Consider the following 22,788-nt stretch of genomic DNA (forward strand, 5'->3'; position numbering starts at 1 on the left):
GGTTCACGGGAGCTCGTCGAAGCCCACGCAGGGCAGTGACATCCCGTCGGCCACGGCCAGGAGCTTCTCCAGCCGGGCCGGGGTCACATGGTTGGCCTCGTGGGCGTCGGCGACGCAGTGGGCGTAGAGCGTGGTCACGCCGCCCTGGTCGGCGGTCCGGCGCAGCGCCGCCTCGACGCCGCTCAGATCGTCCCCGTACGCGAGGCTCCCGCGCCCGGAGTCCACCGAACAGCCCGGCAGGACCCGCCGGGCGGGGAGATCGCCGGCCGGGACGTGCAGGTCGTCCGCGAGTGACGGATCGGCGCGGCGGCCGACGGGCACTCCGCCGCGCAGCCGCTCGAAGAGCGTGAGCAGCAGCCGGTCGGTGTCCTCGTCGCGGGCGCTGCACGGGTAGGCGAAGCTGCGGGACGGAAAGCCGAGGCGACGCAGCCCGTCCAGGGCGGGCACCACCTCCCGGTCGAGATAGGCGGCCGGACCGTGCGCGGCGACGAACTCGGGTGCGCGCTCGTGCCGCAGGCCGTGGCAGCCGATGGTGTGGCCGTCGTCCGCGAGCCGGCGCAGCAACCGCACCTCGTCCCGGTCGAGCCGGTCCGGCTCACAGACGAAGAAGGTGACACGCGCGCCGTAGGACGTGAACAGCGGTGCGGCGGCGGCCCATTCGCGTACGTGCCGGTCGTCGAAGGTGAGCAGGAGGGCGCGGTCGGCGCGGGGCTGCGGACGGTCGGTCATCGCCCGGACCCCTGCGGTGCCCAGCCGGGTACCGAGCCGTGCAGCGCCGAGTAGAAGGGGTCGCCCGGGACGATCTCGCCGGCCAGCACCGGTCGGCCGGTGAGCGCCGCCTTGTACATCGAGGTGATCAGCTCCAGGGAGCGGCGGCCGTCCCCGGCGCTCGCCCTGGGCCGCCGGCCCGCCCGCATGTCGGCCAGCAGGGAACGGAGCTGGGCGCTGTGCGAGCTCGGGACGTCCTCGGCCGGGGAGCTCCAGCCGTCGGCCCGGCCGGGGGCGACACCGGGCGCCGGGGTGTAGGTCCAGTCGCCGTTCCCGTATCCGTAGAGATGGTTCAGCTCGATCGTGGCGTCGCGCAGATCGATCCGTAGATGACTCAGCTGGCGCGGCGAGAGGGCGCTGTTGACCACGGTGGCCAGCGCGCCCGAGGCGAAGCGCACGGTGGCGGTGGTGACGTCGTCGGTCTCCACGTCACGGGCCAGCCGGCCCGCCATGGCCCGGATCTCCGCCCAGTCGCCGAGCAGTTCGAGCAGCAGATCGATCTGGTGGATGCCGAGCCCCATGGCGGGGCCCGCGCCCTCGGTCGCCCACTTCCCGCGCCAGGGGACCGCGTAATAGGCGTCGTCGCGGTACCAGGTGGTCTGGCAGTGGGCGACCAGCGGCGCCCCCAGCTCCCCGGAGGCGATGAGCGCCTTTGCGTGCTCGGCCCCCGAGCCGAACCGGTGCTGGAAGACGATCGGCGCGTACGGACCGTGCTCGCCCTCGGCTGCGGCCATGGCGTCGTACTCCGCCAGGCTGAGCGCGGGCGGCTTCTCGCACCAGACCCAGGCCCCGGCCGCCAGGGCCGCGACGACCTGTTCCCGGTGGGCGACGGGTGGCGAGGCGATGACGACGAGATCGGGACGGAGCTCGCTCAGCGACGCGGCGAGATCGGTGGAGTGGTGGGGGAGCGCGAAATCGGTGGCGAAGGAGCGGGCGGCCACGGGATCGGCATCGACGGCGCCCACCACCGCGAAGTCCGAGGGGAGTTCGAGGAACGCCGGCATATGGACGGCACGGGCGATGTTGCCCGCGCCGACGAGCAGTACACGATAAGGAGTCACAGTCACAGAGGGCCGTCCAGGCTGAGGGCGTGAGCCGCCGGGATTGGTAAGCGTTTTCCAGCAGGTCGGGAAGGTGCCCTTCCCGAAGGAAGGGCAGTGGGTTTCAGAGGGTGGCGTAGAACGCCCCGGCACTGGTCACGGGTCCGGTGCGGAGCCGGTCCGGCCAGTCGAGGGCGAGACCGAGAGAAGTGCTCAACCGGTCCTGGAAGGAGGTGAGCCGGTACTCGCTCCCGCGGACCGCACGCGGCGGCAGCCGGTGCTCCAGGCAGTACGAGACCAGCGCGCCGACGGCCTCACCGATGCTCCACTGGCCCGCGTGCCCGCCGAGCGCGGGTGCGCTGAGATGGGTGGCGCCGATGTTCCGCCCGGCCGGAAGCAGATTCTCCACCCGTACCGGCAGCAGGGCGCCCAGCGGCAGCTGGAACGGCAGGCACTCCAGATCCAGCCCCGCAACGCCACCGGTCCCGGGGTGCAGTGTGATCCGGGAGCGCAGGGTGCCCACACTGTCCGTGAAGGTCTCGGCGCCCGGCGCCCCGGCCCGTGCCGCGGCGGTCAGATGCTGTTCCAGCAGGGTGAACTCGGCCCGGATGCGCCGGGATTCGCGTACGTGCGGGGCCTTGGCGAACCCGTCGACCGTGCCCGTGACATCGGGCCTCAGCCGCAGCTCGGGATGGCCGTGACCGCCGTCGTGCCGGGGCGCGCTCGTCTGCATCCAGTACAGGAACGACAGGGCCTGCTCGCGTGCCTCCTGCTCCGCCCCGGCCCGCACCTCGTCCCCGGACCCGGTGAGCGGGAGCCGGGTGTAGGCGGTCTGCTCCCAGTCGACCAGGGTGATGTCGCTGTCGAACGTACCGGGCAGATACCGGCTCCGGGCGAGCGCCCGCAGCTGGTGCCAGCGGTCGTTGGGCGGTGCGGCCCAGTGCGGGACGTCGTCCGGCTCGTGCAGGAAGAGCGGTACGGAGCGGGCCGGGCCGCCACCCGGTTCCGCGGTGTCCCAGGAGAAGGCCTCGGACCACCGGGCGTAGCCGGCCGGCCGGTCGATGGTGTGGTCCTCGCCGGGGCGGTGGTCCAGGGCGAAGACCCAGGAGACCGGCTGCTGGTCCAGCGGATCGGCGAGCGCGGGCGCGTGCGGCTCGCCGGTCTCCTCGCGGGACTCGGCGCCGGTGACGTGCTCGACACCCGCGAGGCCGAGCAGTTCGCCCAGGTCCGTCGCGTCGACGACGTAGGAGGCGCTGACCGTCAGCGGCTCGCCGCCCGCCGCCTCCAGGGTGACCGCGGCCACCCGGTCCCCGTCGGCCTGGGCCGCGACCGGGCGGTGGCCGAGCAGCAGGGTGAGCCTGCCGGAGGCGAGGTGCGGGGTGAGGAGCTCCTGGACGACCGCGAGTGCGGCGCGCGGTTCGTGGCTGAGATGGCCGGTGGTACTGAGGCCGGGGTCGAGCAGAGGATCGGCGAACGGCTCGGGGCACAGCGGGTAGTTGCGCCGGTAGAATTCGCGTATCCGCTCGCGCAGATCGCGGTAGCCGGGGGAGACGGGGTCCAGTTCGATGCGGTGGCCGTCCGCGAGCGGCACGGCCTGCGCGGTGAACAGGCCACCGGGCCAGTCGGTCGCCTCGGTGAGCACGACGCGGTGTCCGAACCTGACGGCGGTCAGCGCGGCGGCGAGACCACCGAGACCGGCACCGACCACCAGGACATCGGTCCCGAGTTCGCGGGTACGGGGGGTGGGGGCGGCGAACACAGGAGTCTCCTCCCTCAGGGCCGGCGGGCGGCGACGGTACGGAGCCGGACCGGCACGGACTCGCGCGTCCTGATCCGGACGGGAAGCACGATCTGCTCGGCGCTGCGGTACGGGTCCTCGCCCGCCGTGCGCTCCGCGATCCGGGTGACCAGCTGCTCGACCGCCCGGCCGCCGATCTCCCTGGCGGGCAGCCGGGCGGCGAAGCTGGTGAGCGGCAGCAGATCGTAGGGGCCGGCGTCGTCCATGCCGGCCAGTACGATCTCGTCGGGTACGGCGATGCCGAGCGAGGCCAGATCGGCGGCGGCGGTGGCGACCGCGAAACCATGGGCGCACAGCAGTGCGGTCGGCGGCTCGGGCGAGCCGAGCAGGTCGGTCAGCAACTGCTTGCGGTCGTCCTCGGGCAGGGCCGTGTACGAGCGCAGGGCGGTCAACTGGGGGAGCAGGGGCTGGCCATGGGCGCGCAGCGCCTGTTTGTGCCCGGTCATCCGGTCGTGGACGCTGGTGCAGTGCGTCTCGCCCCAGAGCGTCGCGATCCGCTCGTGGCCGTCGGCCAGCAGATGTTCGGTGAGCCGGTAGCCGACGTGGTAGTTGTCGGCGGTCACCGCGTCGATGGCGTGGCCCGGAAAGTACCGGTCGACCAGGACCATCGGGATGCGCAGGCGTCTGATCTCGTCGAGGACGTCGGCGTCGGGCGCGTCCTGGACGGGGTACAGGATGATGCCGTCGACCCGGTCCTCGACGGCCTGGAGCAGCGCCTGGTTCTGGCGGGCCAGCGACGCGCCGTGGTCGGCGTGCCCGGTGTCGGTCATATGGACGGCTGAGTCCGAGAAGAACAGCCGCATCCCGCGTTCCGAACAGCCGGACTCGATGCCGCGCAGCACCTCCGACTGGTACGGCCCCTGGCCGCTGATGATGCAGGCGATCACACCGGACCTGTGGGACGGAACCGGCTCCGCGGCCCGGTCCCCGGGGTCGGCGACAAAGGTCCCCCGGCCACGGCGGCGCACCAACAGGCCCTCCGCGACAAGGTCGTTGAGCGCACGGACCGCAGTGGTGGAGCTGACGCCGAAGCGCTCGCGCAGCTGGTTCTGCGTGATGAACGGAGCACCGGCCTCGTACTCGTCACGCGCCACCTCGGCCCGCAACTCATCCTTGATGCGCTGGTACTTGGGCCCGGACGTACCCATCCAGCCACCACCCTCCCGGATTTGACGCGTCAATCGACGCTGAACTCAGTGTGGTGGTGGTTAACGCATTATTTCAAGAGGGTTGCAGCGAAAGGATCGGCAATTTAGCGCGTCAAGCCGAGGCCGTTTCGCTTTAATGCGTTATTTCGGTGCCCCGGGCCGGCTCCGGGGCCGGTCGGCTCTCAGCCGGTCACGCGGGGCGGCGGTGCCGTGCTGGCCCGCACCACCAGACGCGAGGGCACGGCGAGGGTGCGCGGCGAAGCCGTCGCGTCGCCGAGGGCCAGCAGCAGCGCCCGGCGGCCGATCTCCTCGAGCGGCAGCCGTACGGTGGTCAGCGCGGGCGTGACGTCACAGGCCACCGGGAGATCGTCGAAGCCGACGACGGAGACATCGGTGGGTACGCTCCGGCCGAGGTCGTCCCGGAGCGCCGCGAGCGCACCCAGCGCCATGGCGTCGTTGAGCGCGAACAGCGCGGTGATCCCCGGCGACCTGCGGAACAGCCGCACCGCCGCGGCCCGCCCGCCGTCCCGGGTGAAGTCGGCCTCGACGCGGTGGTGTTCCTGTACGACGACGCCCAGTTCGGCGGCCCGCTCCAGGAAGCCGTGCAGCCGGTCCTGCACGGAGACCAGTGCCAGGGGGCCGCAGATGACGCCGATCTCGGTGTGGCCCAGCCCGGCGAGGTGCTCGGCGACGGCCCGGCCGCCCTCGCGGTTCCCCGGCATGATCGTGTCCACCGGGAGATCCTGATGCGCGACCGCGGTCACCCGGCCGCCCTGTGCCGCGAAGGCCTCCAGCTCCTGGGCGAGCGCGGGGCTCCCGTCGGTGAAGCCCGATCCGGCGAGGACCACGGCGCGGGCCCGCTGCGCACGCAGCCGGGCCACGTACTCCGCCTGGAGCGCCGGTTCGTGGAACGTCCCGGCCAGCATCACCAGGAGCTTGTGGTCGCGGGCGACCTCCATGACACCGGCTGCGATGGCGGAGTAGTAGGCGTCGTTCACATCGTGCACGACCAGGCCGACGATGGAGGTCGTGGACTGCACGAGCGCGCGGGCCGGCGCGTTGGACACGTAACGGAGCCGGGCCGCCGCCTCCAGCACGCGCTCCTGCAGCTCCTGGGTGACGTTGCGGTCGCTGTCGCTGAGGACGCGTGAAGCCGTGGCGAGAGAGACCCCGGCGTCCTGCGCGACCTGCTGGAGCGTCACGGCGGACGACGGGCGGGGACGGGCGGAACGTCGATTGACCTGGCTCTGCATAGGGCCACGATAGCCGCACTGAAAGCGTTTTCCCATTGCGCACGCCATAGGAAACCCGTCACCGGGACCGTCCTCCCGTCCGCAGGGTCAGCCCGTGCGCCACCGGCCCGGTTCGGCCGGCGGCATCGCGGTCGCACAGCGGTAGACGGCATCGTCCCGGAATGCGTACCGCCGTTCCGTCTCCGGCGTGAGCCGTACTCCGAGCCCCGGGGCCCGCGGAGCGAGCAGACATCCGTCCTCCAGACGGAACGGCTCGACCAGCAGTTCCGACCGCAGCGGATACCGGGGCATCGGCCATTCGGCCAGCCGCCCGCCGCCGGCGAAGGCGGCGTGGTAGTTGGCCGCCTGGCACACGGCGCTGCCCCAGCAATGCACGACCGCTTCCACGCCGTGCTCCGCCGCGCCCGCGAAGACAGCCAGCGTCTGGCGCATACCGCCGACGACCGTGGCGTCCGGCTGCACCAGGTCGTAGTACCCCGATGCCATGCGCGCCAGCAGTTCCTGCGCGGTGGTGACGGTCTCGCCGCCTGCCACCGGACAGCCGGCCGCCCGCCGCAGAGCGGGGTACGCGGTGGTCCGGGCAGGCCCGAGCGGCTCCTCCAGAAAGCGCACCGGCCACCGGGTGCCGGTCCTGACCGTGTCGAGGAACGCCAGGGTGTCCGTCACCGACTGGCCGGGGTCCTCGAGATTCTGCGCCATGTCGATGGCGATGCCGATGCCGTGCGCGGCCGCGTGCTCCAGCGTCCACACCGCCTTGTCCGCTTCGTGGCCCCGCGCCCTGATCTTGAAGGTGTCGATGCCGAGTGCCGCCACGGCGGCGATCTCGGCGCCCATCGCCGACGGGGAGGCCGAGTCGCCCCCGCTGGCATAGAGCCGGATCCGGTCCGTGCGACGGCCGCCCAGCAGCTCGTACGCCGGTACGCCCGCCCGCTTTCCGAGGGCGTCGACCAGGGCCGCCTCCACGGCGGAGACGACATGGCGGGCCGCCCCCTGAAGACTCCAGTAGCCCGTCACGAGCACCATGTCCCGGTACCGCCCTGCCAGGTCCCCGGCCGGACGGCCTACCAGGTAGGGGGCGATCAGCTCGACCGTCGAGACGAATACCTGCGGCGCGAAGACGGCGAGATAGCCCTCGCCGAGCCCGGTCGTGCCGTCGTCCAGGGTGACCTCCACCAGACCGGTCGTGCGCCACCCCGTCGGCAGTGCCAGGCGCACCTCCAGATTCTCCGGATCCGCGTAGGGAGCGCTGAGCAGCACCGGTCGGATCGCCGCGATGCGCACCCCGTCGCGGGTCTGTGCGCCGATGTGTGCGGGAGGGGGTTCGGACATGATGTCGCGTCCTCAGAATCCTCTGGACCACTGCACGGGATTGCGCAGCGGTGAACCGGTGTGGAAACGGCGCCAGTTGTCGGTGAACAGGTCGACGACCCGGGTGCTCTCGTCCGTCGAACCACCCGCGGTGTGCTGGGTGAGGACGACCCCGGGGCAGCTCCACAGGGGGTGACCGGCGGGCAGCGGCTCCTCAGCGGTGACATCCAGCACCGCTCCGCCGAGTCGCCCGGAGGCCAGCTCGGACACCAGGGCCTCCTCGTCCACCAGCGATCCCCGGCCGGCGTTCACCAGAACGGCCCCCGGCCGCAGCAGGGCCAGCCGCCGCGCATCGAGCAGTCCGCTCGTTTCGGGCGTCCCGGGCAACAGCCCCACCACCACGTCGAAGCACGGCAGTTGCTCATCGAGCTCGGCCAGGGTGCGGATGTCGCCGGAGCCGCGTGCGAAGTGCGATACGGGGCAGCCGAACGGGCCGAGCAGCTCGGCGAACCGCCGGGCGATGGACCCCCGGCCCAGCACGAGGACCCGGGCCCCGGTCAGCAGACGCAGCCGGGGCCGCACGGCGGACTTCGCCCAACTGGCCTCGGCGCGCAGCCCGGAGAGTCGGTCGATACCGCGATGGAGCGCGAGGATGCCCGCCAGGCACGACTGCGCGACCGGATCGGCGAAGACATCACCCAGGTTGGTGACGGTCAGCCGGCGGCCGAGGGCGGGCCAGTCGAGACCGAGATAGCCGTCGATCCCGACCGAGGCGAGCTGCAGCCACCTCAGCCGGGGTGCGTTCGCCACCCAGGCCGCCCTGGGGTTGCCGAGTGCTGTGCCGGCATCGGCGAGGGCACGGGCGTCCGCCTCCGACGCGGTCCCCGGCTCGGCGAACCACACGGGCCCGGGGCCGAGTTCACGCAGGCGGGCGCGATCGGCCTCGGTGAGCGACAGTTCCACGTACAGGCCGGTGCCGTCCGTGTCCGGGTTCACCACGGGTGATCCGCGAGGTACTCGGTGATCCGCTCCCGGTCCCACTCCCCGTCCGCCACGGTGACCCGGTAGCGGCAGGCCAGGGTGTCGCCCGGGGCGAGCTCCAGCTCCTCGTGGAACGCGAAGGAGGGGGCGACCGCGGCGAAGGGCTCGTCGCGGACGAACCAGTGGGCCGGGTGGGTGCCGCCCGCTCCCGTGTGATCGTTCTCCGGGGCGTGCTGGAAGATCAGTGTGGCGTGACCGTCGGTGCCGTCGTGTTCGCCGCTGTAGGCCAGCCAGGGTGCCTGCGTCCCCATCAGCTCCGGACCTTTCCCGTCCGGGCCGAGGATCCGGCCGCCCCGGAAGGCGCGCGGCCCGCGCCAGAAGAGGCCGGTGTAGCCGGCCGCCTTCCGGCCGTGGGTCGTCGGGCTGCCGAACCGCAGTGGCTCGGTACGCCGGTTGGTGATCGCACTGGACCAGGTCAGCGTCCAACTGCCGCCGGTGTCCGCGCCGGTGGCGCCGGAGCCGGCTCCGGCGTGCTCGACGTCGTGCAGTTCGACGCGGCGCAGTTCGTCCGCCCAGTGCGTGCCGTCGTTGTGGCGCCAGCTCAGCCGCTCCGCGATGACCGCGCGGCCGGCGTCCGCCGTGATCTCGTCGAATCCGATGTGCGCCATCGACCCGACCCGTTCGGGCAGCGGCTGGTAGTCCTGGCCGTGCACATAGGTGTTGCCTCCCCAGAGGTTCTGCCCGGAGAGGTGGGAGGCCGTCATCTGGAGGCCCTTGTGCCAGCGGTGATCGTTGGGCCGATAGTCGGTGACAACGTTATCGGCCAGTGTGCGCATGGGGTGGATGTACGGCTTGGGGGCCTCCCACGCCGCTTCCGGACAGTAGACGTAGCTGATCAGGTCGATGCCGCCGCGCTCCTCCGTGACCGTGATCCGGTCCCCGTGGGCGTGCGTGATGCGCAGTGGACTGCTCATGTCCCGAGTCTCCTGGGTGCGGCTGGAAAGCGCTTACCGCAACCTAGGGCCTTCGCCTGAGGCACGTCAACAACAACCACCGGGCCGGGGGATGGCCGGGGCCGGGGGCGGGTCGCTGAGCCGTCCCGGCACAGCGGCCGACGGCTTGCCGCACACTCATGGAAGAGCGGCAAGACGTCGGCCGTTGGCGTGAGGCGGGTGCTACTTGGGCGGACGGGCGCTTCCGCCGCCCATGTTGCCCTGCTGGTCGCACTGCTCCTGGAGCTTCCGGGCCTTCTCCTGGAGCCGCTGGCGCTGCTCAGGGTCGGTGGTGCGCTCGGCGGCCTCGGTCATGTGCCGGGCCTTCTCGCGCAGCTGCTGCGCACGGTCACCGGATTCACGTGCAACGCTCATCATCGCTCCTTGTGCGGTTGGGAAGAGCGGGCTCCATCAGAGAACCAGCGCCGTCGGGCCACCGCACCTCGAATCGTCACGCAGAGTCACGGCCTGCAGAGGGGGTGCCGCGACGCTGGCATGATCAAGGGCATGAACGAAAGCATCATCGCCGCGTGTGACGGGGCATCCAAGGGCAATCCGGGACCTGCGGCCTGGGCATGGGTCGTGGCCGACGCGCAGGGGCGGCCCGAGCGCTGGGAAGCGGGTCCGCTGGGGACCGCCACCAACAATGTCGCCGAACTCACCGCGCTGCGGGAGCTGTTGGAGTCGACGGACCCCTCCGTGGCGATCGAGGTGCGGATGGACTCGCAGTACGCGATGAACGCCGTGACGAAGTGGCTGCCGGGATGGAAGCGCAACGGCTGGAAGACCTCGGCCGGCAAGCCGGTGGCCAACCGTGACCTCGTGGCCGGGATCGACGCCCAGCTGACCGGCCGGACCGTGCGCTTCACCTATGTTCCCGCCCACCAGGTGGACGGCGACCCGCTCAACGCACTCGCCGACCAGGCAGCCAGCGAGGCCGCCGTGGCGCAGCGTCCGGCCGGAACCGCGCACGGCGCCTCGCAGTTGCCGACACCCGCTCCCGCCCGCGCGACCGAGGGCCGGCGCGGCGGCACGGCGACGAAGAAGGCGGGGAGCGCGTCACGCCCCGCCCGTTCCGGCGGAACCATCCGGGCCAGGTTCGCCGGCCGCTGCCACTGCGGAAAGCCTTACGCGGCACAGGACATGATCGCCAAGAACCCCAACGGCTGGGGCCACCCGGAGTGCCGCACCGCGCCCGCCTGAGACGCGCCGCCGGCCGGAGCGGGCGATGGGCCGCGCGGGACCGGGTCCGCGTGCCATGATGCGGCTCCGGCGGCGGCGTCCTCGCATCCTGTGCCGATGCCGACGCCGCTCACGACGGCGGCACGCTGGGGGGCGGATGGGAAACACGGGCACGGTTCTGCGCGAACTGCGCGGTGCGCAGAAGACGGCCAAGGGGGTGTCGCTGTACTCACGGTACGTGAACCGGCCGGCCGGCCGGGTGTTCGCGGCCGGTGCGTACCGGATCGGATTGACGCCCAACCAGGTCACCTCGGCCAGTGCGGCCTTCACCTTCGCCGCCATCGCCTCGGTGGCGCTCGTCCGGCCGTCCGTCGGGCTCGCGGTCGCGGTGTACGCCGGTCTCGCCATCGGCTTCGCCCTCGACTCGGCCGACGGGCAACTGGCCAGACTCACCGGCCGGGGCGGCCCGGACGGCGAATGGCTGGACCATGTCGTGGACTGCGCCAAGATGATCCTCGTCCACACCGCGGTGCTGATCTCGTTCCAGCGGTTCTCCGGGGTGCCCGGCGAGGGCTGGCTGCTCCTGCCGCTCGGCTTCCTGTTCACGGCCGTGCTGACCTTCTGCGCGGGGCTGCTGCGCGAACAGCTGGGAAAGGCGGCGACCGCCCGGTCCGGTGCGGGACCCGGTGCCGCAGCCCCGGTCTCACGGCTGCGGGCCGTCGCACTGCTGCCCGCCGACTACGGAGTGTTCTGCCTGGTGTTCCTGCTCCTCGGCGACCGCACCGCGTTCCGCATCGGCTACGCGGTGCTCGCCGTCGTGCACGCGCTGTTCCTGGTGGCCTTCCTCACCAAGTGGTTCAAGGAGCTCAGAGCGCTCCGGACCGCGGACTGACGAGCATGTCCAGCGCCCGGCGCAGCTGGGTGCTGGACGTGTGCACGGTGTACGGGAAGTAGACGACCTCCACACCGACCTCGGCGAAGTCGCGTTCCAGCCGTTTTCCCCTCTCCGTGTCCCGCCAGTCGTCCCCCTTGAAGATCACGTCGAACCTCACCTGCTGCCAGGTCTCGACCTTGTCGGGCACCGTCTCGACGAACGCCGCGTCCACGTGGCGCACGCTGCGCACGATCTCCAGGCGCTCCGGCAGCGGAATCACCGGCCGGTGGCCCTTGGCGAGCGCGGCCATCTCGTCCGAGACAACCCCGGCGACGAGGTAGTCGCATTGACTGCGGGCATGCCGCAGGATGTTGAGGTGCCCCACATGGAACAGGTCGTAGACCCCCGGCGCGTAGCCGACCCTGTGCGCCATCCGCTCTCTCCCCCCACGGTGAACGCGATGTCCGTGTCCCGCGGCAGTTGTCCGGACATGGCATCCGGTGCGGTGGGATATCGGTATCGGTGTTGATGGTGCAACGACCTTACTGTGAAGGCCACTTGCGCATCACGTGAACGGATAAGCTCGCTTTTGGGGCTGTTCCTTGGGGGAACACGGATTGTTCCGGGGGGAAGGCGAGCGTCCATGTCCGATGCCGAGCAGCACAAGCCGTTCGAGGGCCGCACCCTGCTGGTCGTCTCGACGAACTACGCACCGGAGCTGACGGGCATCGGCCCGTACGCCGCACAGCTCGCCGAGCACTGGGCCGCGGCCGGGGCCGACACGCACGTACTGACCGGGATGCCGCACTACCCGTCCTGGCGGACCGACCCGGAGTACCGGGGTGTGTGGCGGGTCGCCGAGAAGCGGGCCGGGGTTGCCGTGCACCGGCGAAGACACTATGTGCCGACCCGTCAGACCGCCCTGCGCAGAGCCGCGTTCGAGGCGACGGTGCTCGGTCACGGGCTGCTGTCGCCGCCCGCCTCGCGCCCGCCGGACGCGGTGGTCTCCCAGATGCCCAGTCTCGCCGGCGGTGTCATCGGTGCCCGGCTGGCCGCCCGCCACCGCGTTCCGTACATACCGGTCGTGCAGGACCTGATGGGCGCCGCCGCCGCGCAGAGCGGCATCCGCGGCGGGGACAGGGCGGCAGCCGTCGCCTCGGCAGCCGAACGGTACGCGCTGCGCTCCGCGGCCCTCGTCGGCGTGATCCACGAGAGCTTCGTGCCCCGCGTCACCGCGTACGGAGTGGACCCGGGGCGCATCCGTACCGTGCCCAACTGGTCGCATGTGCGGGCGCCCTCCGCCGACCGGGCCGGCACCCGGGCGCGACTGGGCTGGAGCGAGGGCACCCCGGTGGTCCTGCACTCCGGGAACATGGGGCTCAAGCAGGGTCTGGAGGTCCTCGTCGACGCGGCCCGGCTCGCCCCGGAGATACGCGTGGTGCTCATGGGGGACGGGAATCAGCGCCAGGCGCTGCTGGGGCGCGCCGCGGGCCTGCGCAACCTCGACATCCTGCCCCCGGCCGACGCGGCCGAGTTCACGGACGTCCTCGCCGCCGCCGACGTGCTCGCGGTGACGCAGCGGGCATCCGTCCTCGACATGAGCGTCCCGTCCAAACTCACCTCCTACTTCGTCTCGGGCCGGCCCGTCGTGGCCTCGGTCGCCGACGGGGGAGGCACCGCACAGGAGGTCCAGCGGTCCGGCGCCGGGCTCCTCGTCGCCCCGGAGGACCCCGCGGCCCTGCTGTCGGCCGTGCGGAAGCTCGTCGAGGCGCCGGCCGGGGCGGACGCGCTCGGGGCCAACGGACCGCAGTACGTCGCACGTCACCTGAGCCGCGAGGCGGGCCTGGCCCGCTTCGACGCCCTGCTCACCGAGGTCCTCGCGGACGCACAAGGGAGACCACGTCGATGAACCAGCCGATCCGCGCCCTGGAGGACCAGGACGAACCCGCGCTGCTGAGGGACCAGTTCCGCCAGCTCCTGCGCTACCGGGCCCTGCTCGCCTCCGGCGTGGTCGTCGGGCTCCTCGGCGGCGGCTGGCTCGCCCTGAGCGGCGAGGAGAGCTACACGTCGACGGGCGAGGTCGTCGTGCGCTCCGCCACCTCGGACCCCTTCGCCGCCGGTGCCTCCGCCGACAAGGGCATCAACATCGGCTCGGAGAGGCAGACCGCCGTCAGCGACACCGTGGGCACCCTGGCCGTCGCCACCCTGGCCAGACAGGGGGACCGGGTGGAGCTCCGGCCGCTGCTGTCCGGCCTCCAGGTCACCAACCCGCCGAACACCCTCGTACTCCGCTTCTCCTACACCGGCCGCACCCCCGCGCTGGCGAAGGACCGGGCCCAGGCACTCGCCGACGCCTATCTGGAGATCCGCAGACAGCGCACCGAGAACAGCATCGCCAACATGGTCGAGGGCTACCGCGCCCAGCTGAATCCGCTCACCACGCAGCGCGACCAGCTGGCGCAGCAGGCCACCGGGAGCGACGACGTGACCAGCGCACGGGCCAACCTCGTGGTCGCGATCTCCGAACTCAGCCGGAAGATCTCCGAGTTGCACGCGCTGGACACCACGCCCGGATACCTGACGAAGAAACCCGTCACCCCCAGCGGGCCCACCGGCGCCGGACTGCCCCTGCTGCTGGGGCTCGGCGGTGCCGTCGGCCTCGCACTGGGACTGCTTCTGTCCTGGGTGCGCCTGGTCTTCGACCCGGCCGTGCGCTCGACCCGGGAACTGGTCCGTTCACTCGGCGCGCCCCTGCTCGGCACCCTGCCCAGGGAGCGCGCGTCCGCCGGGACGCTGCTGGCCATCGGGCGGAGCGGCAGCCGGCTCGCCGAGGAGTACCGCGCGGTGGCCTTCCGGCTCGCCTACGATCCGTCGTTCGCCCAGCGCCGCAGACTCCTGGTCACGGCCCCGCGCGGGGACGGCGCCGGGGCGGCCGCCGCCGCGGCCAACCTGGCCGCGGCCTTCGCCGAGATGGGACGTGACGTCATCCTGGTCGAGGCCGATCTGCGTACCCCCGCACTGGCCAGGGACCTGGGCCCGGCGGTGCAGGGTTACCGGCCCCGCTGGGCGACCCGGGGCGAACGGGCCTGGCCGTCCGAGAGCCGGATGAACGTGGACGTACCCGGGTCGGGTGCCTTCACCCTGATAGCGGGCCGGCGCACGGACAATGTGCCGCGTGCCCTGACGTCGGCGCCCGTCGGCGTGATCGTCGCCGAGGGCGACCGGCCCGGCGCCGTCGTCATCGTGCTGGCCCCGCCCGTGCTGTCGTACGCCGACGCCGTCGCACTGATCGACCGGGTGGAGGGCGTCGTGGTGGTCTGCGACCCGCGCGAGGTGCACCGCAGCGACCTGGAGCGGATCCGGGAGATCATCGGTGCGGCGGGCGGCACCGTACTCGGCGCCCTGCTGCACCCCGGCCGGAGCCGCCACGAGCGCCGGGCCCTCAGGAAGGCCGCCAAGCGCCACACGGGCAGTGGACGTCCGGGCCGGGGGAGCGGAGCGGTCAGCGGACCGGAGCACACCGGTGACCCCGCCGAGACGCTGGGACTGCGCCCCTACGACTCCATCGCCGGACACAGATGAGGGCACGGACCGCGATCGGCTGCTCGGTCGCGGACCAGGGGGTGGCCGCGCTCACCAACATCCTGGTGCTGGTGACGGCCGCCCGGCTCTCCACCGTCGCCGACTTCGCCCGCTTCTCGGCGGTCTACCTCGTCTTCACGGTGCTTCTGGGTGTGTCCGGCGCCTACACCGGGCAGCCGCTCGTGCTGCGGCGCGGCGGGAGCGACGAGGTGCGCGGCGCCTGCCGGTCGGCGGTCGTCTTCACCTTGCTCGCGGCGGCGGTGCTCGGCGCCCTGCTGGCCGGAACCTGTCTGCCGCTGCCGGGAGCCACCGCGCATGCCCTGATGGCGCTGGGACTCGTTCTGCCCGTCGTCCTGGGCCAGGACACCATGCGGTACGTCTTCTCCACCCTGCACCTGCCGCATCTGGCGCTGGCGGGTGACGTGCTCAGACTGGTCTGTGTGCTGGGCGCGCTGGCCGTCCAGCCGCACGGCGCCCCGGCCGCCCGGCTCGTCCTCGTCTGGGGTCTCTCCACACTGCCGGCCCTGCTGCTGTCGGCCGCCCTGCTGCACCGCAGGGCGGCCGGAACGCCCCTGCGGCTGAGGGTCCTGTTGCGGCGAGGCCATCTGGGGCGACGCTTCGTGGTGGAGTTCGCGGTGGGCAATGCCACCGGACAGCTCTCCGTGCTCGGTCTCGGCGCGGTCGGCAACCCCTTGGTGGTCGGTGCCCTGCGCGGCGCGACCACCCTCTTCGGACCGCTGAACGTGCTGTTCACCTCGGCCACCGGCTTCGGACCGCCCCTGCTGGGAAGGCTCGCCGACGAACGGCGCAGGGTACGGGCCGCGGCGACGCTCGCGGGCGTCCTGGCGGCCACCGCCGCCGCCTGGGCCACCGCACTGGCCCTGCTGCCCGGCGGAGTCGGCCGTCACCTGCTCGGCGACACCTGGCCCACGGCGGCCGCCCTCCTCCCGGCGACCGGCAGCCAGTACGCGGCGATGGCCGTCGGCACCTGCGGACTGCTGGCCCTGCGCATGCTCGACCCGCGTACCACCCTCTCCATCCAGGTGGTCTTCTCGCTCGCCGCCGTCGCCTTCCTCACCGGCGGCTATCTGCTCGGCGGGGTGCCGGGCGCTGCCTGGGGCCTGTGCCTGGGCTCCGTGTGCAAGGCGGTGGCCACCTGGACCAGAGTGGCCGGGCTGACGCGCCGCACCGCCTTCGAACGGGCACCGCTCAGCGCGGACGCCGCCCGTCCTGGCTCCGGAAGCTTGTGACCAGCAGCAGACAGAGCGCCGCGACGGCCGGCTTCCCCGCCGCCTGCAACAGCGGCCCGCGCAACAGAATGAAGGTGTACCCGGCGATCAGCGGCGCGGTGACGGCCAGCACACTGCCGGGTCCCGGACCGTCGCGGGAGACCGCCCGCGCATACCGCCGGTCGGTACGGGCGGCGACGTACCCGATCAGCGCGAAGGCACCGGCCATGCCCGGCGCACCGAAGTCGACCCAGAGTTCGGTCCACAGCGGTGCCGACAGGTTGGTCATGCTCATCCCCATCCACTGACCGACGCGCACCCCCGTGTCCTCCGGCTTGCCGCTCCACACCGAACGGGGCACGAAGAAGAGGGCGGAGCCCGCCAGTTGACGCCCGTAGGTGTGGCCGCGGGTGTCGACCCAGGTGATGGTGTTGGCGAACATCACCGTCTGGTCGTAGTCCTTGGTGGCCAGCGGCTCGAACACCGACGAAGAATCCACCGGCCGGTACCCGGCGCCGTCGTAGCGGAAGCGGTCCGCGTACGGGAACAGCACCAGGGCCCCGACCACCCCCATGGCCAGCACCGAGCGGTACATCGCCGCGCTGCTCGGGAACGCGGTGAACAGCAGCGAGACCAGTACCGTCAGGAACCAGTAACGGGCGTTGGAGACCGGGTTGTTGACAATCGCGTTGAGCCCGATCAGCCCGGCCCAGAGCAGCACCGTCGACGGGGAGCGCCGGGCCCTGCGCGAGGTCACGAGGCGACGGGTGAAGAAGAGCAGCGCGAGCAGCGCCGGCACCGTACCGAAGCCCTTGAGGAAGGCCGATCCTACATTGGACCGACCCGACACCACCCCGCTCGCCGCGACCGACGCACTGATCTCCTGGCGGCTGGTGAAGAAGACGGCGGGCCCGCCGAGCTTCAGGACGTAGTAGCCGCTCGCCGCGAACGCCAGCAGCACCAGCAGCCCGAGCCGCCCCCGGTGGGCGACGGCCGGACCGCTCCCGGAGCGCGCGGCGACCCGTCGGCGCAGCGGTCGCCGGGACGCCAGCAGAGCCCCCAGGTCGAACGCGGCGCAGCCCACCAGGATCAGCGCGACGGCCGTCACCAGATCCGACCGCGGCCCGACCAGCGGCGTCGGTGTCTGCCCGGTGACGGCCTGGGCGAACGGCGCCACCCCCATCGCGATGTAGACGAACATCCAGAAGATGCCCTGGAGCAGCCGCCGCCGGGTGGAGAGGATCATGGTCGCGAGCCGGGCCCCCGCATAACAGGTCAGCACGAGCTGGAGCCAGTACGCGGTGTCCCGGACGCCCGTGCCCGGCTGCGCGGCGATCACCGCGGGCAGGAAGCAGACCAGGGCGAGGACGAGGGGTACGGCCAGGGCGCGCGAGAGCATCGCCCACGACATGGGCTTCGCCGGCGAATGGACCGGCTCTCGCGGGCCGTGCTCCGGTACGGGCGCGGACGACACCGCCTCGTGCACGGACGTCATGTGCTCCCCGTTTCCGTGGACCTGTGAACACTCTAACGAATCAACCCACTTGGGGTGATTGGATGACTAGTCTGTGGGGGTCGGCCGAGGTCGAGGGGAACCCTGGTGAAGATCCTGCACGTGGTCACGCTGCACACCCCGGACCATGCGTTCGGTGGCCCGACAAGGGTGGCGCTCAACCTGTCGAAGGTCCAGCGGGCCGCCGGTGACGACGCCAGGATCATGGCGCTGGGCGACGGCTTCGAGGGGCCCCTCCCGCGCGAGGTCGAGGGAGTGCCGGCGCATCTCTTCCGGGCCCGCCATCTGCTCCCCGCGTTCGAGGTCAGCGGAATCACCTCCGGTGCGCTCCTGCACACCGCGCGCCGCATGATGCGCGGCGCCGACCTCGTCCACGTCCATCTGATGCGCGACCTGGTGACACTGCCCGCCGCGCTGCTCGCACTGGCCTCCGGCACACCCCTGGTCGTCCAGACGCACGGCATGGTGGACCCCACCGAGAACCGGATCGCCCGGCTGACCGATCTGCTGGGGGTGCGCAAGGTACTGCGCGGGGCCGATGCCGTACTGCACCTCACCGAGACGGAACGCCTCGATGTGAACGCCGTCGCCGCGCCGGTACCGCTGACCCGCACGGTTCGGCTGGTCAACGGCGTACGTCCGCAGGAGATCAAGCCCACCCGGGAGCCGGGGCGGCCGCCGACGGTCCTCTTCTTGGCCCGGATCCAGGAGCGCAAGCGCCCGGAGGACTTCGTCGCCGCGATGCCGGCGGTCCTGGCCGAGCACCCGGACGCCCGCTTCGTGCTGGCCGGTCCCGACACCGGCGCGCTGCCCGCGACCCTCGAACTCGCCCGCAGGCTCGGGGTGATGGGATCGCTCGACCATGTGGGGCCGCTCGGGCACGAAGAGGTCCTGGCAGTGGGACGGCGCGCCGACGTGTACGTACTGCCGTCGATCGAGGAGCCCCTGGGCGTGTCCGTCCTCGAAGCGATGTCGGTCGGCACCCCCGTGGTCATCACCCGCACCTGCGGACTCGGCCCCGATGTGGCGCGCGCGGGCGCGGGCCGGGTGATCGACAGCCGGGTCGGCGAGGACGGGAAGAACGCACTCAAGGTCGCCGCCGCCGTCCTGGAACTCCTCGAACCGGAGGCCAACACCCGGGCGGGCAGGGCGGCTTGGCGCCTGGTCCATGAGGACTTCACCATCGGGGCCGTGACCGCGACCCTCCGGCGGACCTACGAGGACGTGGTCCGCCGGAGCGGCCGGCAGGTCAAACGGTTCTTCCCTCACGGGACTTGAGCGCGATCTGCCAGCGGTAGAAGCTCATCGCCAGCGCGAAGTCGAACCCCGCCCGCCCGTCGAGGAAACCCCGCCGGTACACATACATGTAGGCGAACGACACCAGGGGCTTGAACGGTGCCTTGTGGAACAGCTGCCCCTGGCGCGATTTCACCCTGCGCACCTGCTCCTTGACCTCGGGGTGGTGCTCCAGCCACGCCTCCCAGTCCGAGTAGCGGTTGTGCCGCTCGAACCAGGCGGTGACCGGGTCGAGATCCTGGTGCTCGATCGGATTGCGGAGCGATCCGGCCGATGCGGCGACCGGCTGGTAGTGGCCCTCGACCTCGCCGATTCCCGGCGCGTCGAGATCCCCCACCTCCGGGTACCGGCAGCGGGTGCGGTCGGTCAGCGACCGCTTGCGGATGGTGTAGCCGTGCCGCAGCCGCTTTCCGCAGAACCAGTAGCCGAGCGGAATGTCGTACGCGGCGGGCTTCGGCGCGCCGGGGTCGGCGAAGATCCGGCGCAGTTCGGCCAGCAGACCGGGACCGATCCGCTCGTCCCCGTCGAGCAGCAGAATCCAGTCCAGGTCCGTGCGGACATGGTCCAGACACCACTGTTTCTTGCGCGGATGACCGCCGTCCCAGGTGTACGTGATCACCTCGGCCCCGCAGTCCTCGGCGATCTTCGCCGTGTCGTCGGTGCTGTGCGAGTCGACGACGACCACCGCCTCGAAATGGCCGAGCACCGACTTCACCGCCTCGGCGATGTTGAGCCCCTCGTTCTTCGTGGGGATCACCACGGCTATCGGCAGCTTGCTCATCCGAGGTCTCCTTCGGGCAGCCAGGCGTAGCAGCCTGTGGAGGTGAAGGCGCGGGCCTCCCGGGGGACGGTGATCGCGGCCCGCTTCCCGGCGGGGGCGGAGCCGGAGACCAGGGCCCTGCCGTCCGCCCCGGTGATCTGCCAGGTGCAGCTCCCGGTGGGGGAGACGTCGTGGTAGCGGCCCGGCCGGAGCCGACCGTCCGTGTGCGTGCCGTCCGCGTAACCCCGGGCGGCCTCCCGCAGCAGGTCCCTGTGCTGGGTGCAGAGGTGCTCGACGGCGGGCTCCGCATCGGCGATCTCGCCGGTCACGATCGCGCCGACCGCCACGTCCCGGTCGGCCTTCACCAGGAATCCCAGCCTGTCGCAGGTCTCCTGACCGGTCTGGAGCACGGCCGCGGGGTCCATGCCCCTGGGCACCCGGTCGACCAGATAGTCCTTCTGCTTCTTGGTGAACGAGCCAGTGGCCGGAGTGAGTTCATCGGAGGGAAGCTTCGGCGGCTCGCTCGTGCGCGGAGCCGAGGGACCACCGGACGCGGTGGTGCCGGGCCCGGCCGACGGGGCGGTGAGCGGGGCCCGTACCGCCGGCGGCCCGGCGCCGCTCGCCCCCTTGTCCCCTTCGGAGGACGAGCCGCAGGCGGCCAGCGCCGCCGTCAGTGCGACGACGGCGGCGCCGGCCCGGAACGAATGCCTCATCCAGTTGTCCTCAGCGCGTAGTGGGCACTGACCTGCGAGCTGCTCAGCGCGGTCGGGTAGACGGCGGTCTCGTCGATCTGCCCGGCGAAGAAGTCGCTCGTCGGCCTGCTGGGCCAGCCGTTCAGGTTGTCCCCGCCCACTCGCCAGTAGCCGTCGTACTTCTCGTTGCCGCTGTACAGGGCGGTCGAGGCGCGGAGCTTCCCGTCGACGTACAGCGCCATGCCGCCGGAGCCCTGCGTGGCGACGACGTGGTGCCAGGCGCCGTTGTTGTAGGCGGCGGGTGTGGTGATGGTCCGGGCGCTGCCGCTCTTCACGCCGAAGACCAGCCGGCCGTCGTCGCGCATGTACACGTGCTTGTCGTACTGCGTGCTGTTCTGCATGGTCAGACTGCCGAAGCCGATGATCTTCCCGCCCTTGGCGGTCGTCGTCCTGATCCAGGTCTCCACCGAGAATTTGGCCGGCTGCGGATGGCGCTTGTTGCTGTGGACGTACTGGTTCGAACCGTTCAGGCCGACCGCGGTCGAGGCTCCGGTGACAGCGGCCGGGGTCACCCGCCGGGCGGGGGAGTTGCGCGCGAAGCCGTTGTCCCGCCCGGCGCCGGTGTCTCCCGTGAAGGTCGAGGCGTCGTCGTACCGCCAGTAGAGCGAAGCACCGTCCGCGAGGACCTTGGCGGGATACTTCTCGGCCGCGGATGCCACCGTCGCGGAGACGGCGGTCGACTTGGCGCTGGTGTTGGTGCCGTCGCTCGCACTGATCCGGTACGAGTGGGTCTCGCCCGCGGCCACGTCCGTGTCGGTCCACCTCAGCTGCGGCCGGTCCCAGAACATTGAGCGACCCGTAGTGGTGTGCACCGGGGTGCTCGCACCGTCCCGGTAGATCCGGTAGGTGAGTTCACCGTCGTCGGTGTCGAAGCTCGCCTGCCAGTTGACCTCCACCTTGCCCGGGGCGACCGTGGACAGGCTGACATTCGGCACCCACGGAGCCCCGGTGTCGGGACCGTCGGCGAACCGGGTCAGGCCTTGCTGGGCGGCGCCGTTGACGGTGGTGAACTCGCCGCCGACCCACAGATAGTGGTGACCGCCCTTGTCGGCCTGGGTCATCACCCGCGGCCCGACCGGCTCTCCGATCCCGTCGTTGGTGTCCGGGAACCAGGGGAGCAGTTTCGGATCGTCGACGGACTGGGCCAGCAGATGCTTGCGCGGCTGGTTCGGGAATTCGCCCATGGTGGCGCAGTCATGGGCGTGGCTGCCGCTGTACAGCACGCCGTTGTGCACGAGCACGGCCTGGGTGGCGCCGAGGCAGGTGTCCCGCCAGCGCTGCTCGAAGTTGCTCAGGTTCAGTGCGATCCGGCCGTCGAAGACACCCCCTCCGGTGCCCTCGTTGGCGGTGTAGAAGCCGGTGGCGTCCGTGGTCAGGTCCTTCACCGTGGAGGTGTTGGGAATGAACCCGGCCGGATAGCTCTTGGCCACAGCCCCCGTGGTGGCGTCCACGACCGCCAGGGCGTGCGACGTGGTGCCGTTGACCTTGAAGAAGTCACCGCCGATCAGTACGTGCTTGCGGTCGGGCGTCAGCTCGACGGCCCGGCCCACCTCGTCCGTGTTGGCCTTCCACGGCTTCAGCGCGGCGCCCGTGGTGACGGCGGCGAACTTGTTCCTGGTCTGTCCGGCCACCGAGTTGAAGTCACCGCCCAGGTACACGGTGTCGGCGGTGACGGCGAGCGCCCGTACCGTCGCGGAGACGGCGACCTTGAAGTTCTGGCGAGGGGTGCAGGTGGCGGTGTCGATCGCGGCGAAATTGCTCACCCCGACGCCGCTCACCGAACCGAAATTCCCTCCGACGTACAGGGTCTTCTGGTCGGGAGAGAGTGCCAGGGCCCGCACGGTCGCCGTGCCGGACGAGAGTGTGAACGACAGGCTGCAGCCGGTCGGCGCACCGGTCGCGGCGTCGAAGGCGGCGAAGTTCACCGCCGGCCGTTCCGAGGTGCCGGCTGCCGCGTCCGGCGGCCGGACGGTGGAGAAGGTGCCACCGGTGTAGACGACGCCGGCGTCCGAACCGGCCATCGACCAGACGATGCCGTTGGTCTGCCAGGTGGTGAGGTCGTCCGCGGTCAGGGAGACCGGCGGGGTGAGGGCCGTGGCCGGGGAGCCCCCGGACGCGGCGGCGGTCAGCGCTCCGGCGAGCAGGCAGAGCGCGGCGGCAGTGGCACGTAGCCGGCCGCGGCCGGAGCGCCTGCGCCCCGTGGTTCCGTTCATCATTCAGCTCCGAAGGTGAGAACGAGCTGCGGCCGGCAGGCCGCGGCGCCCGGCTCCACCGGGGTTGCGGTGGAGCCGGTTGTCGTATTCGGTCCCGGG

General features: G+C 71.8%; 20 protein-coding genes. 6 read left to right on the top strand and 14 right to left on the bottom strand.

The features are described from left to right. Positions 1–3: 3 nt before the first annotated feature. From OG520_RS36265 to OG520_RS36305, 9 genes are all read right to left on the bottom strand, one after another. Positions 4–729, bottom strand: coding sequence for a polysaccharide deacetylase family protein (locus tag OG520_RS36265; protein WP_399333654.1), 726 nt, complete (start codon positions 727–729; stop codon positions 4–6). Continuing rightward, positions 726–1,829 carry a Gfo/Idh/MocA family protein gene (locus OG520_RS36270; RefSeq protein WP_406015931.1) on the bottom strand — a complete coding sequence of 368 codons (1,104 nt, stop codon included), beginning with the start codon at positions 1,827–1,829 and terminating at the stop codon, positions 726–728. Before OG520_RS36270 ends, OG520_RS36265 begins: the two co-directional genes overlap by 4 nt. Before the next feature lie 103 nt (positions 1,830–1,932). Continuing rightward, positions 1,933–3,567 (bottom strand): FAD-dependent oxidoreductase, encoded by a 1,635-nt coding sequence (locus OG520_RS36275; protein WP_406015932.1) that lies wholly within the window; start codon positions 3,565–3,567, stop codon positions 1,933–1,935. Between the two features lie 14 nt (positions 3,568–3,581). Then, positions 3,582–4,754 (bottom strand): LacI family DNA-binding transcriptional regulator, encoded by a 1,173-nt coding sequence (locus OG520_RS36280; RefSeq protein ID WP_406015933.1) that lies wholly within the window; start codon positions 4,752–4,754, stop codon positions 3,582–3,584. Between the two features lie 182 nt (positions 4,755–4,936). Further along, on the bottom strand, positions 4,937–6,007 hold the full coding sequence (locus OG520_RS36285; RefSeq protein WP_266423658.1) for a LacI family DNA-binding transcriptional regulator: 1,071 nt from the start codon (positions 6,005–6,007) through the stop codon (positions 4,937–4,939). 87 nt (positions 6,008–6,094) lie between these two features. Continuing rightward, positions 6,095–7,336 carry a mandelate racemase/muconate lactonizing enzyme family protein gene (locus OG520_RS36290; protein WP_406015934.1) on the bottom strand — a complete coding sequence of 414 codons (1,242 nt, stop codon included), beginning with the start codon at positions 7,334–7,336 and terminating at the stop codon, positions 6,095–6,097. Positions 7,337–7,348: 12 nt separating this feature from the next. Next, positions 7,349–8,314: a D-2-hydroxyacid dehydrogenase gene (locus OG520_RS36295; protein ID WP_406015935.1), complete on the bottom strand. Its 966-nt coding sequence runs from the start codon at positions 8,312–8,314 to the stop codon at positions 7,349–7,351. After that, on the bottom strand, positions 8,308–9,270 hold the full coding sequence (locus tag OG520_RS36300) for a PmoA family protein (protein ID WP_406015936.1): 963 nt from the start codon (positions 9,268–9,270) through the stop codon (positions 8,308–8,310). Before OG520_RS36300 ends, OG520_RS36295 begins: the two co-directional genes overlap by 7 nt. Before the next feature lie 201 nt (positions 9,271–9,471). Beyond that, positions 9,472–9,663, bottom strand: coding sequence for a DUF6381 family protein (locus OG520_RS36305; RefSeq protein ID WP_406015937.1), 192 nt, complete (start codon positions 9,661–9,663; stop codon positions 9,472–9,474). Between the two features lie 132 nt (positions 9,664–9,795). On the opposite strand from OG520_RS36305, the gene OG520_RS36310 reads away from it, so the two are divergent. Together OG520_RS36310 and OG520_RS36315 are read left to right on the top strand one after the other, a co-directional pair. Then, complete coding sequence (locus OG520_RS36310) at positions 9,796–10,491, top strand: ribonuclease H (RefSeq protein ID WP_406015938.1); 696 nt, start codon at positions 9,796–9,798, stop codon at positions 10,489–10,491. Positions 10,492–10,627: 136 nt separating this feature from the next. Beyond that, on the top strand, positions 10,628–11,362 hold the full coding sequence (locus OG520_RS36315) for a CDP-alcohol phosphatidyltransferase family protein (RefSeq protein ID WP_399333670.1): 735 nt from the start codon (positions 10,628–10,630) through the stop codon (positions 11,360–11,362). Here the strand turns inward: OG520_RS36315 and OG520_RS36320 are convergent. Next, a complete protein-coding gene (locus OG520_RS36320; RefSeq protein ID WP_266423670.1) occupies positions 11,337–11,777 on the bottom strand; it encodes an adenylyltransferase/cytidyltransferase family protein in 441 nt (146 codons plus the stop codon). The two genes, OG520_RS36315 and OG520_RS36320, sit on opposite strands and share 26 nt — an antisense overlap. A gap of 210 nt (positions 11,778–11,987) precedes the next feature. On the opposite strand from OG520_RS36320, the gene OG520_RS36325 reads away from it, so the two are divergent. Genes OG520_RS36325 through OG520_RS36335 form a run of 3 tightly spaced genes read left to right on the top strand, consistent with a single transcriptional unit; the run spans position 11,988 to position 16,176 of the window. Beyond that, complete coding sequence (locus OG520_RS36325; RefSeq protein ID WP_406015939.1) at positions 11,988–13,253, top strand: glycosyltransferase; 1,266 nt, start codon at positions 11,988–11,990, stop codon at positions 13,251–13,253. Then, positions 13,250–14,926, top strand: coding sequence for a lipopolysaccharide biosynthesis protein (locus tag OG520_RS36330; RefSeq protein WP_406015940.1), 1,677 nt, complete (start codon positions 13,250–13,252; stop codon positions 14,924–14,926). Before OG520_RS36325 ends, OG520_RS36330 begins: the two co-directional genes overlap by 4 nt. Continuing rightward, positions 14,923–16,176 carry a hypothetical protein gene (locus OG520_RS36335; RefSeq protein ID WP_406015941.1) on the top strand — a complete coding sequence of 418 codons (1,254 nt, stop codon included), beginning with the start codon at positions 14,923–14,925 and terminating at the stop codon, positions 16,174–16,176. The genes OG520_RS36330 and OG520_RS36335 overlap by 4 nt, the downstream gene beginning before the upstream one ends. Here OG520_RS36335 and OG520_RS36340 read toward each other — a convergent pair. Continuing rightward, positions 16,136–17,650, bottom strand: coding sequence for a hypothetical protein (locus OG520_RS36340; protein WP_406015942.1), 1,515 nt, complete (start codon positions 17,648–17,650; stop codon positions 16,136–16,138). The two genes, OG520_RS36335 and OG520_RS36340, sit on opposite strands and share 41 nt — an antisense overlap. Before the next feature lie 105 nt (positions 17,651–17,755). Here OG520_RS36340 and OG520_RS36345 point away from each other — a divergent pair, with 105 nt between their 5' ends. Next, a complete protein-coding gene (locus OG520_RS36345) occupies positions 17,756–18,946 on the top strand; it encodes a glycosyltransferase (protein ID WP_406015943.1) in 1,191 nt (396 codons plus the stop codon). Here OG520_RS36345 and OG520_RS36350 read toward each other — a convergent pair. The 3 genes from OG520_RS36350 to OG520_RS36360 are packed head-to-tail and all read right to left on the bottom strand — an operon-like array spanning position 18,918 to position 22,692. Beyond that, the gene (locus tag OG520_RS36350) at positions 18,918–19,745 is read right to left on the bottom strand and encodes a glycosyltransferase family 2 protein (RefSeq protein WP_406015944.1); all 828 of its coding nucleotides are present in this window, start codon (positions 19,743–19,745) and stop codon (positions 18,918–18,920) included. The genes OG520_RS36345 and OG520_RS36350 overlap by 29 nt on opposite strands. Next, complete coding sequence (locus tag OG520_RS36355; protein ID WP_406015945.1) at positions 19,742–20,437, bottom strand: hypothetical protein; 696 nt, start codon at positions 20,435–20,437, stop codon at positions 19,742–19,744. Before OG520_RS36355 ends, OG520_RS36350 begins: the two co-directional genes overlap by 4 nt. After that, complete coding sequence (locus OG520_RS36360) at positions 20,434–22,692, bottom strand: LamG-like jellyroll fold domain-containing protein (RefSeq protein WP_406015946.1); 2,259 nt, start codon at positions 22,690–22,692, stop codon at positions 20,434–20,436. The genes OG520_RS36355 and OG520_RS36360 overlap by 4 nt, the downstream gene beginning before the upstream one ends. Positions 22,693–22,788 lie beyond the last annotated feature (96 nt).

Origin of the sequence: Streptomyces sp. NBC_00984 (assembly GCF_045162475.1) — a bacterium.
Lineage (GTDB): Bacteria > Actinomycetota > Actinomycetes > Streptomycetales > Streptomycetaceae > Streptomyces.

What these genes read in the sequence shown, in the direction of transcription:
- OG520_RS36265 (WP_399333654.1), bottom strand. Translation starts at nt 729, where the DNA reads ATGACCGACCGTCCGCAGCCCCGCGCCGACCGCGCCCTCCTGCTCACC.
- OG520_RS36280 (WP_406015933.1), bottom strand. Translation starts at nt 4,754, where the DNA reads ATGGGTACGTCCGGGCCCAAGTACCAGCGCATCAAGGATGAGTTGCGG.
- OG520_RS36285 (WP_266423658.1), bottom strand. Translation starts at nt 6,007, where the DNA reads ATGCAGAGCCAGGTCAATCGACGTTCCGCCCGTCCCCGCCCGTCGTCC.
- OG520_RS36290 (WP_406015934.1), bottom strand. Translation starts at nt 7,336, where the DNA reads ATGTCCGAACCCCCTCCCGCACACATCGGCGCACAGACCCGCGACGGG.
- OG520_RS36300 (WP_406015936.1), bottom strand. Translation starts at nt 9,270, where the DNA reads ATGAGCAGTCCACTGCGCATCACGCACGCCCACGGGGACCGGATCACG.
- OG520_RS36305 (WP_406015937.1), bottom strand. Translation starts at nt 9,663, where the DNA reads ATGAGCGTTGCACGTGAATCCGGTGACCGTGCGCAGCAGCTGCGCGAG.
- OG520_RS36310 (WP_406015938.1), top strand. Translation starts at nt 9,796, where the DNA reads ATGAACGAAAGCATCATCGCCGCGTGTGACGGGGCATCCAAGGGCAAT.
- OG520_RS36315 (WP_399333670.1), top strand. Translation starts at nt 10,628, where the DNA reads ATGGGAAACACGGGCACGGTTCTGCGCGAACTGCGCGGTGCGCAGAAG.
- OG520_RS36320 (WP_266423670.1), bottom strand. Translation starts at nt 11,777, where the DNA reads ATGGCGCACAGGGTCGGCTACGCGCCGGGGGTCTACGACCTGTTCCAT.
- OG520_RS36325 (WP_406015939.1), top strand. Translation starts at nt 11,988, where the DNA reads ATGTCCGATGCCGAGCAGCACAAGCCGTTCGAGGGCCGCACCCTGCTG.
- OG520_RS36330 (WP_406015940.1), top strand. Translation starts at nt 13,250, where the DNA reads ATGAACCAGCCGATCCGCGCCCTGGAGGACCAGGACGAACCCGCGCTG.
- OG520_RS36335 (WP_406015941.1), top strand. Translation starts at nt 14,923, where the DNA reads ATGAGGGCACGGACCGCGATCGGCTGCTCGGTCGCGGACCAGGGGGTG.
- OG520_RS36340 (WP_406015942.1), bottom strand. Translation starts at nt 17,650, where the DNA reads ATGACGTCCGTGCACGAGGCGGTGTCGTCCGCGCCCGTACCGGAGCAC.
- OG520_RS36350 (WP_406015944.1), bottom strand. Translation starts at nt 19,745, where the DNA reads ATGAGCAAGCTGCCGATAGCCGTGGTGATCCCCACGAAGAACGAGGGG.
- OG520_RS36355 (WP_406015945.1), bottom strand. Translation starts at nt 20,437, where the DNA reads ATGAGGCATTCGTTCCGGGCCGGCGCCGCCGTCGTCGCACTGACGGCG.
- OG520_RS36360 (WP_406015946.1), bottom strand. Translation starts at nt 22,692, where the DNA reads ATGATGAACGGAACCACGGGGCGCAGGCGCTCCGGCCGCGGCCGGCTA.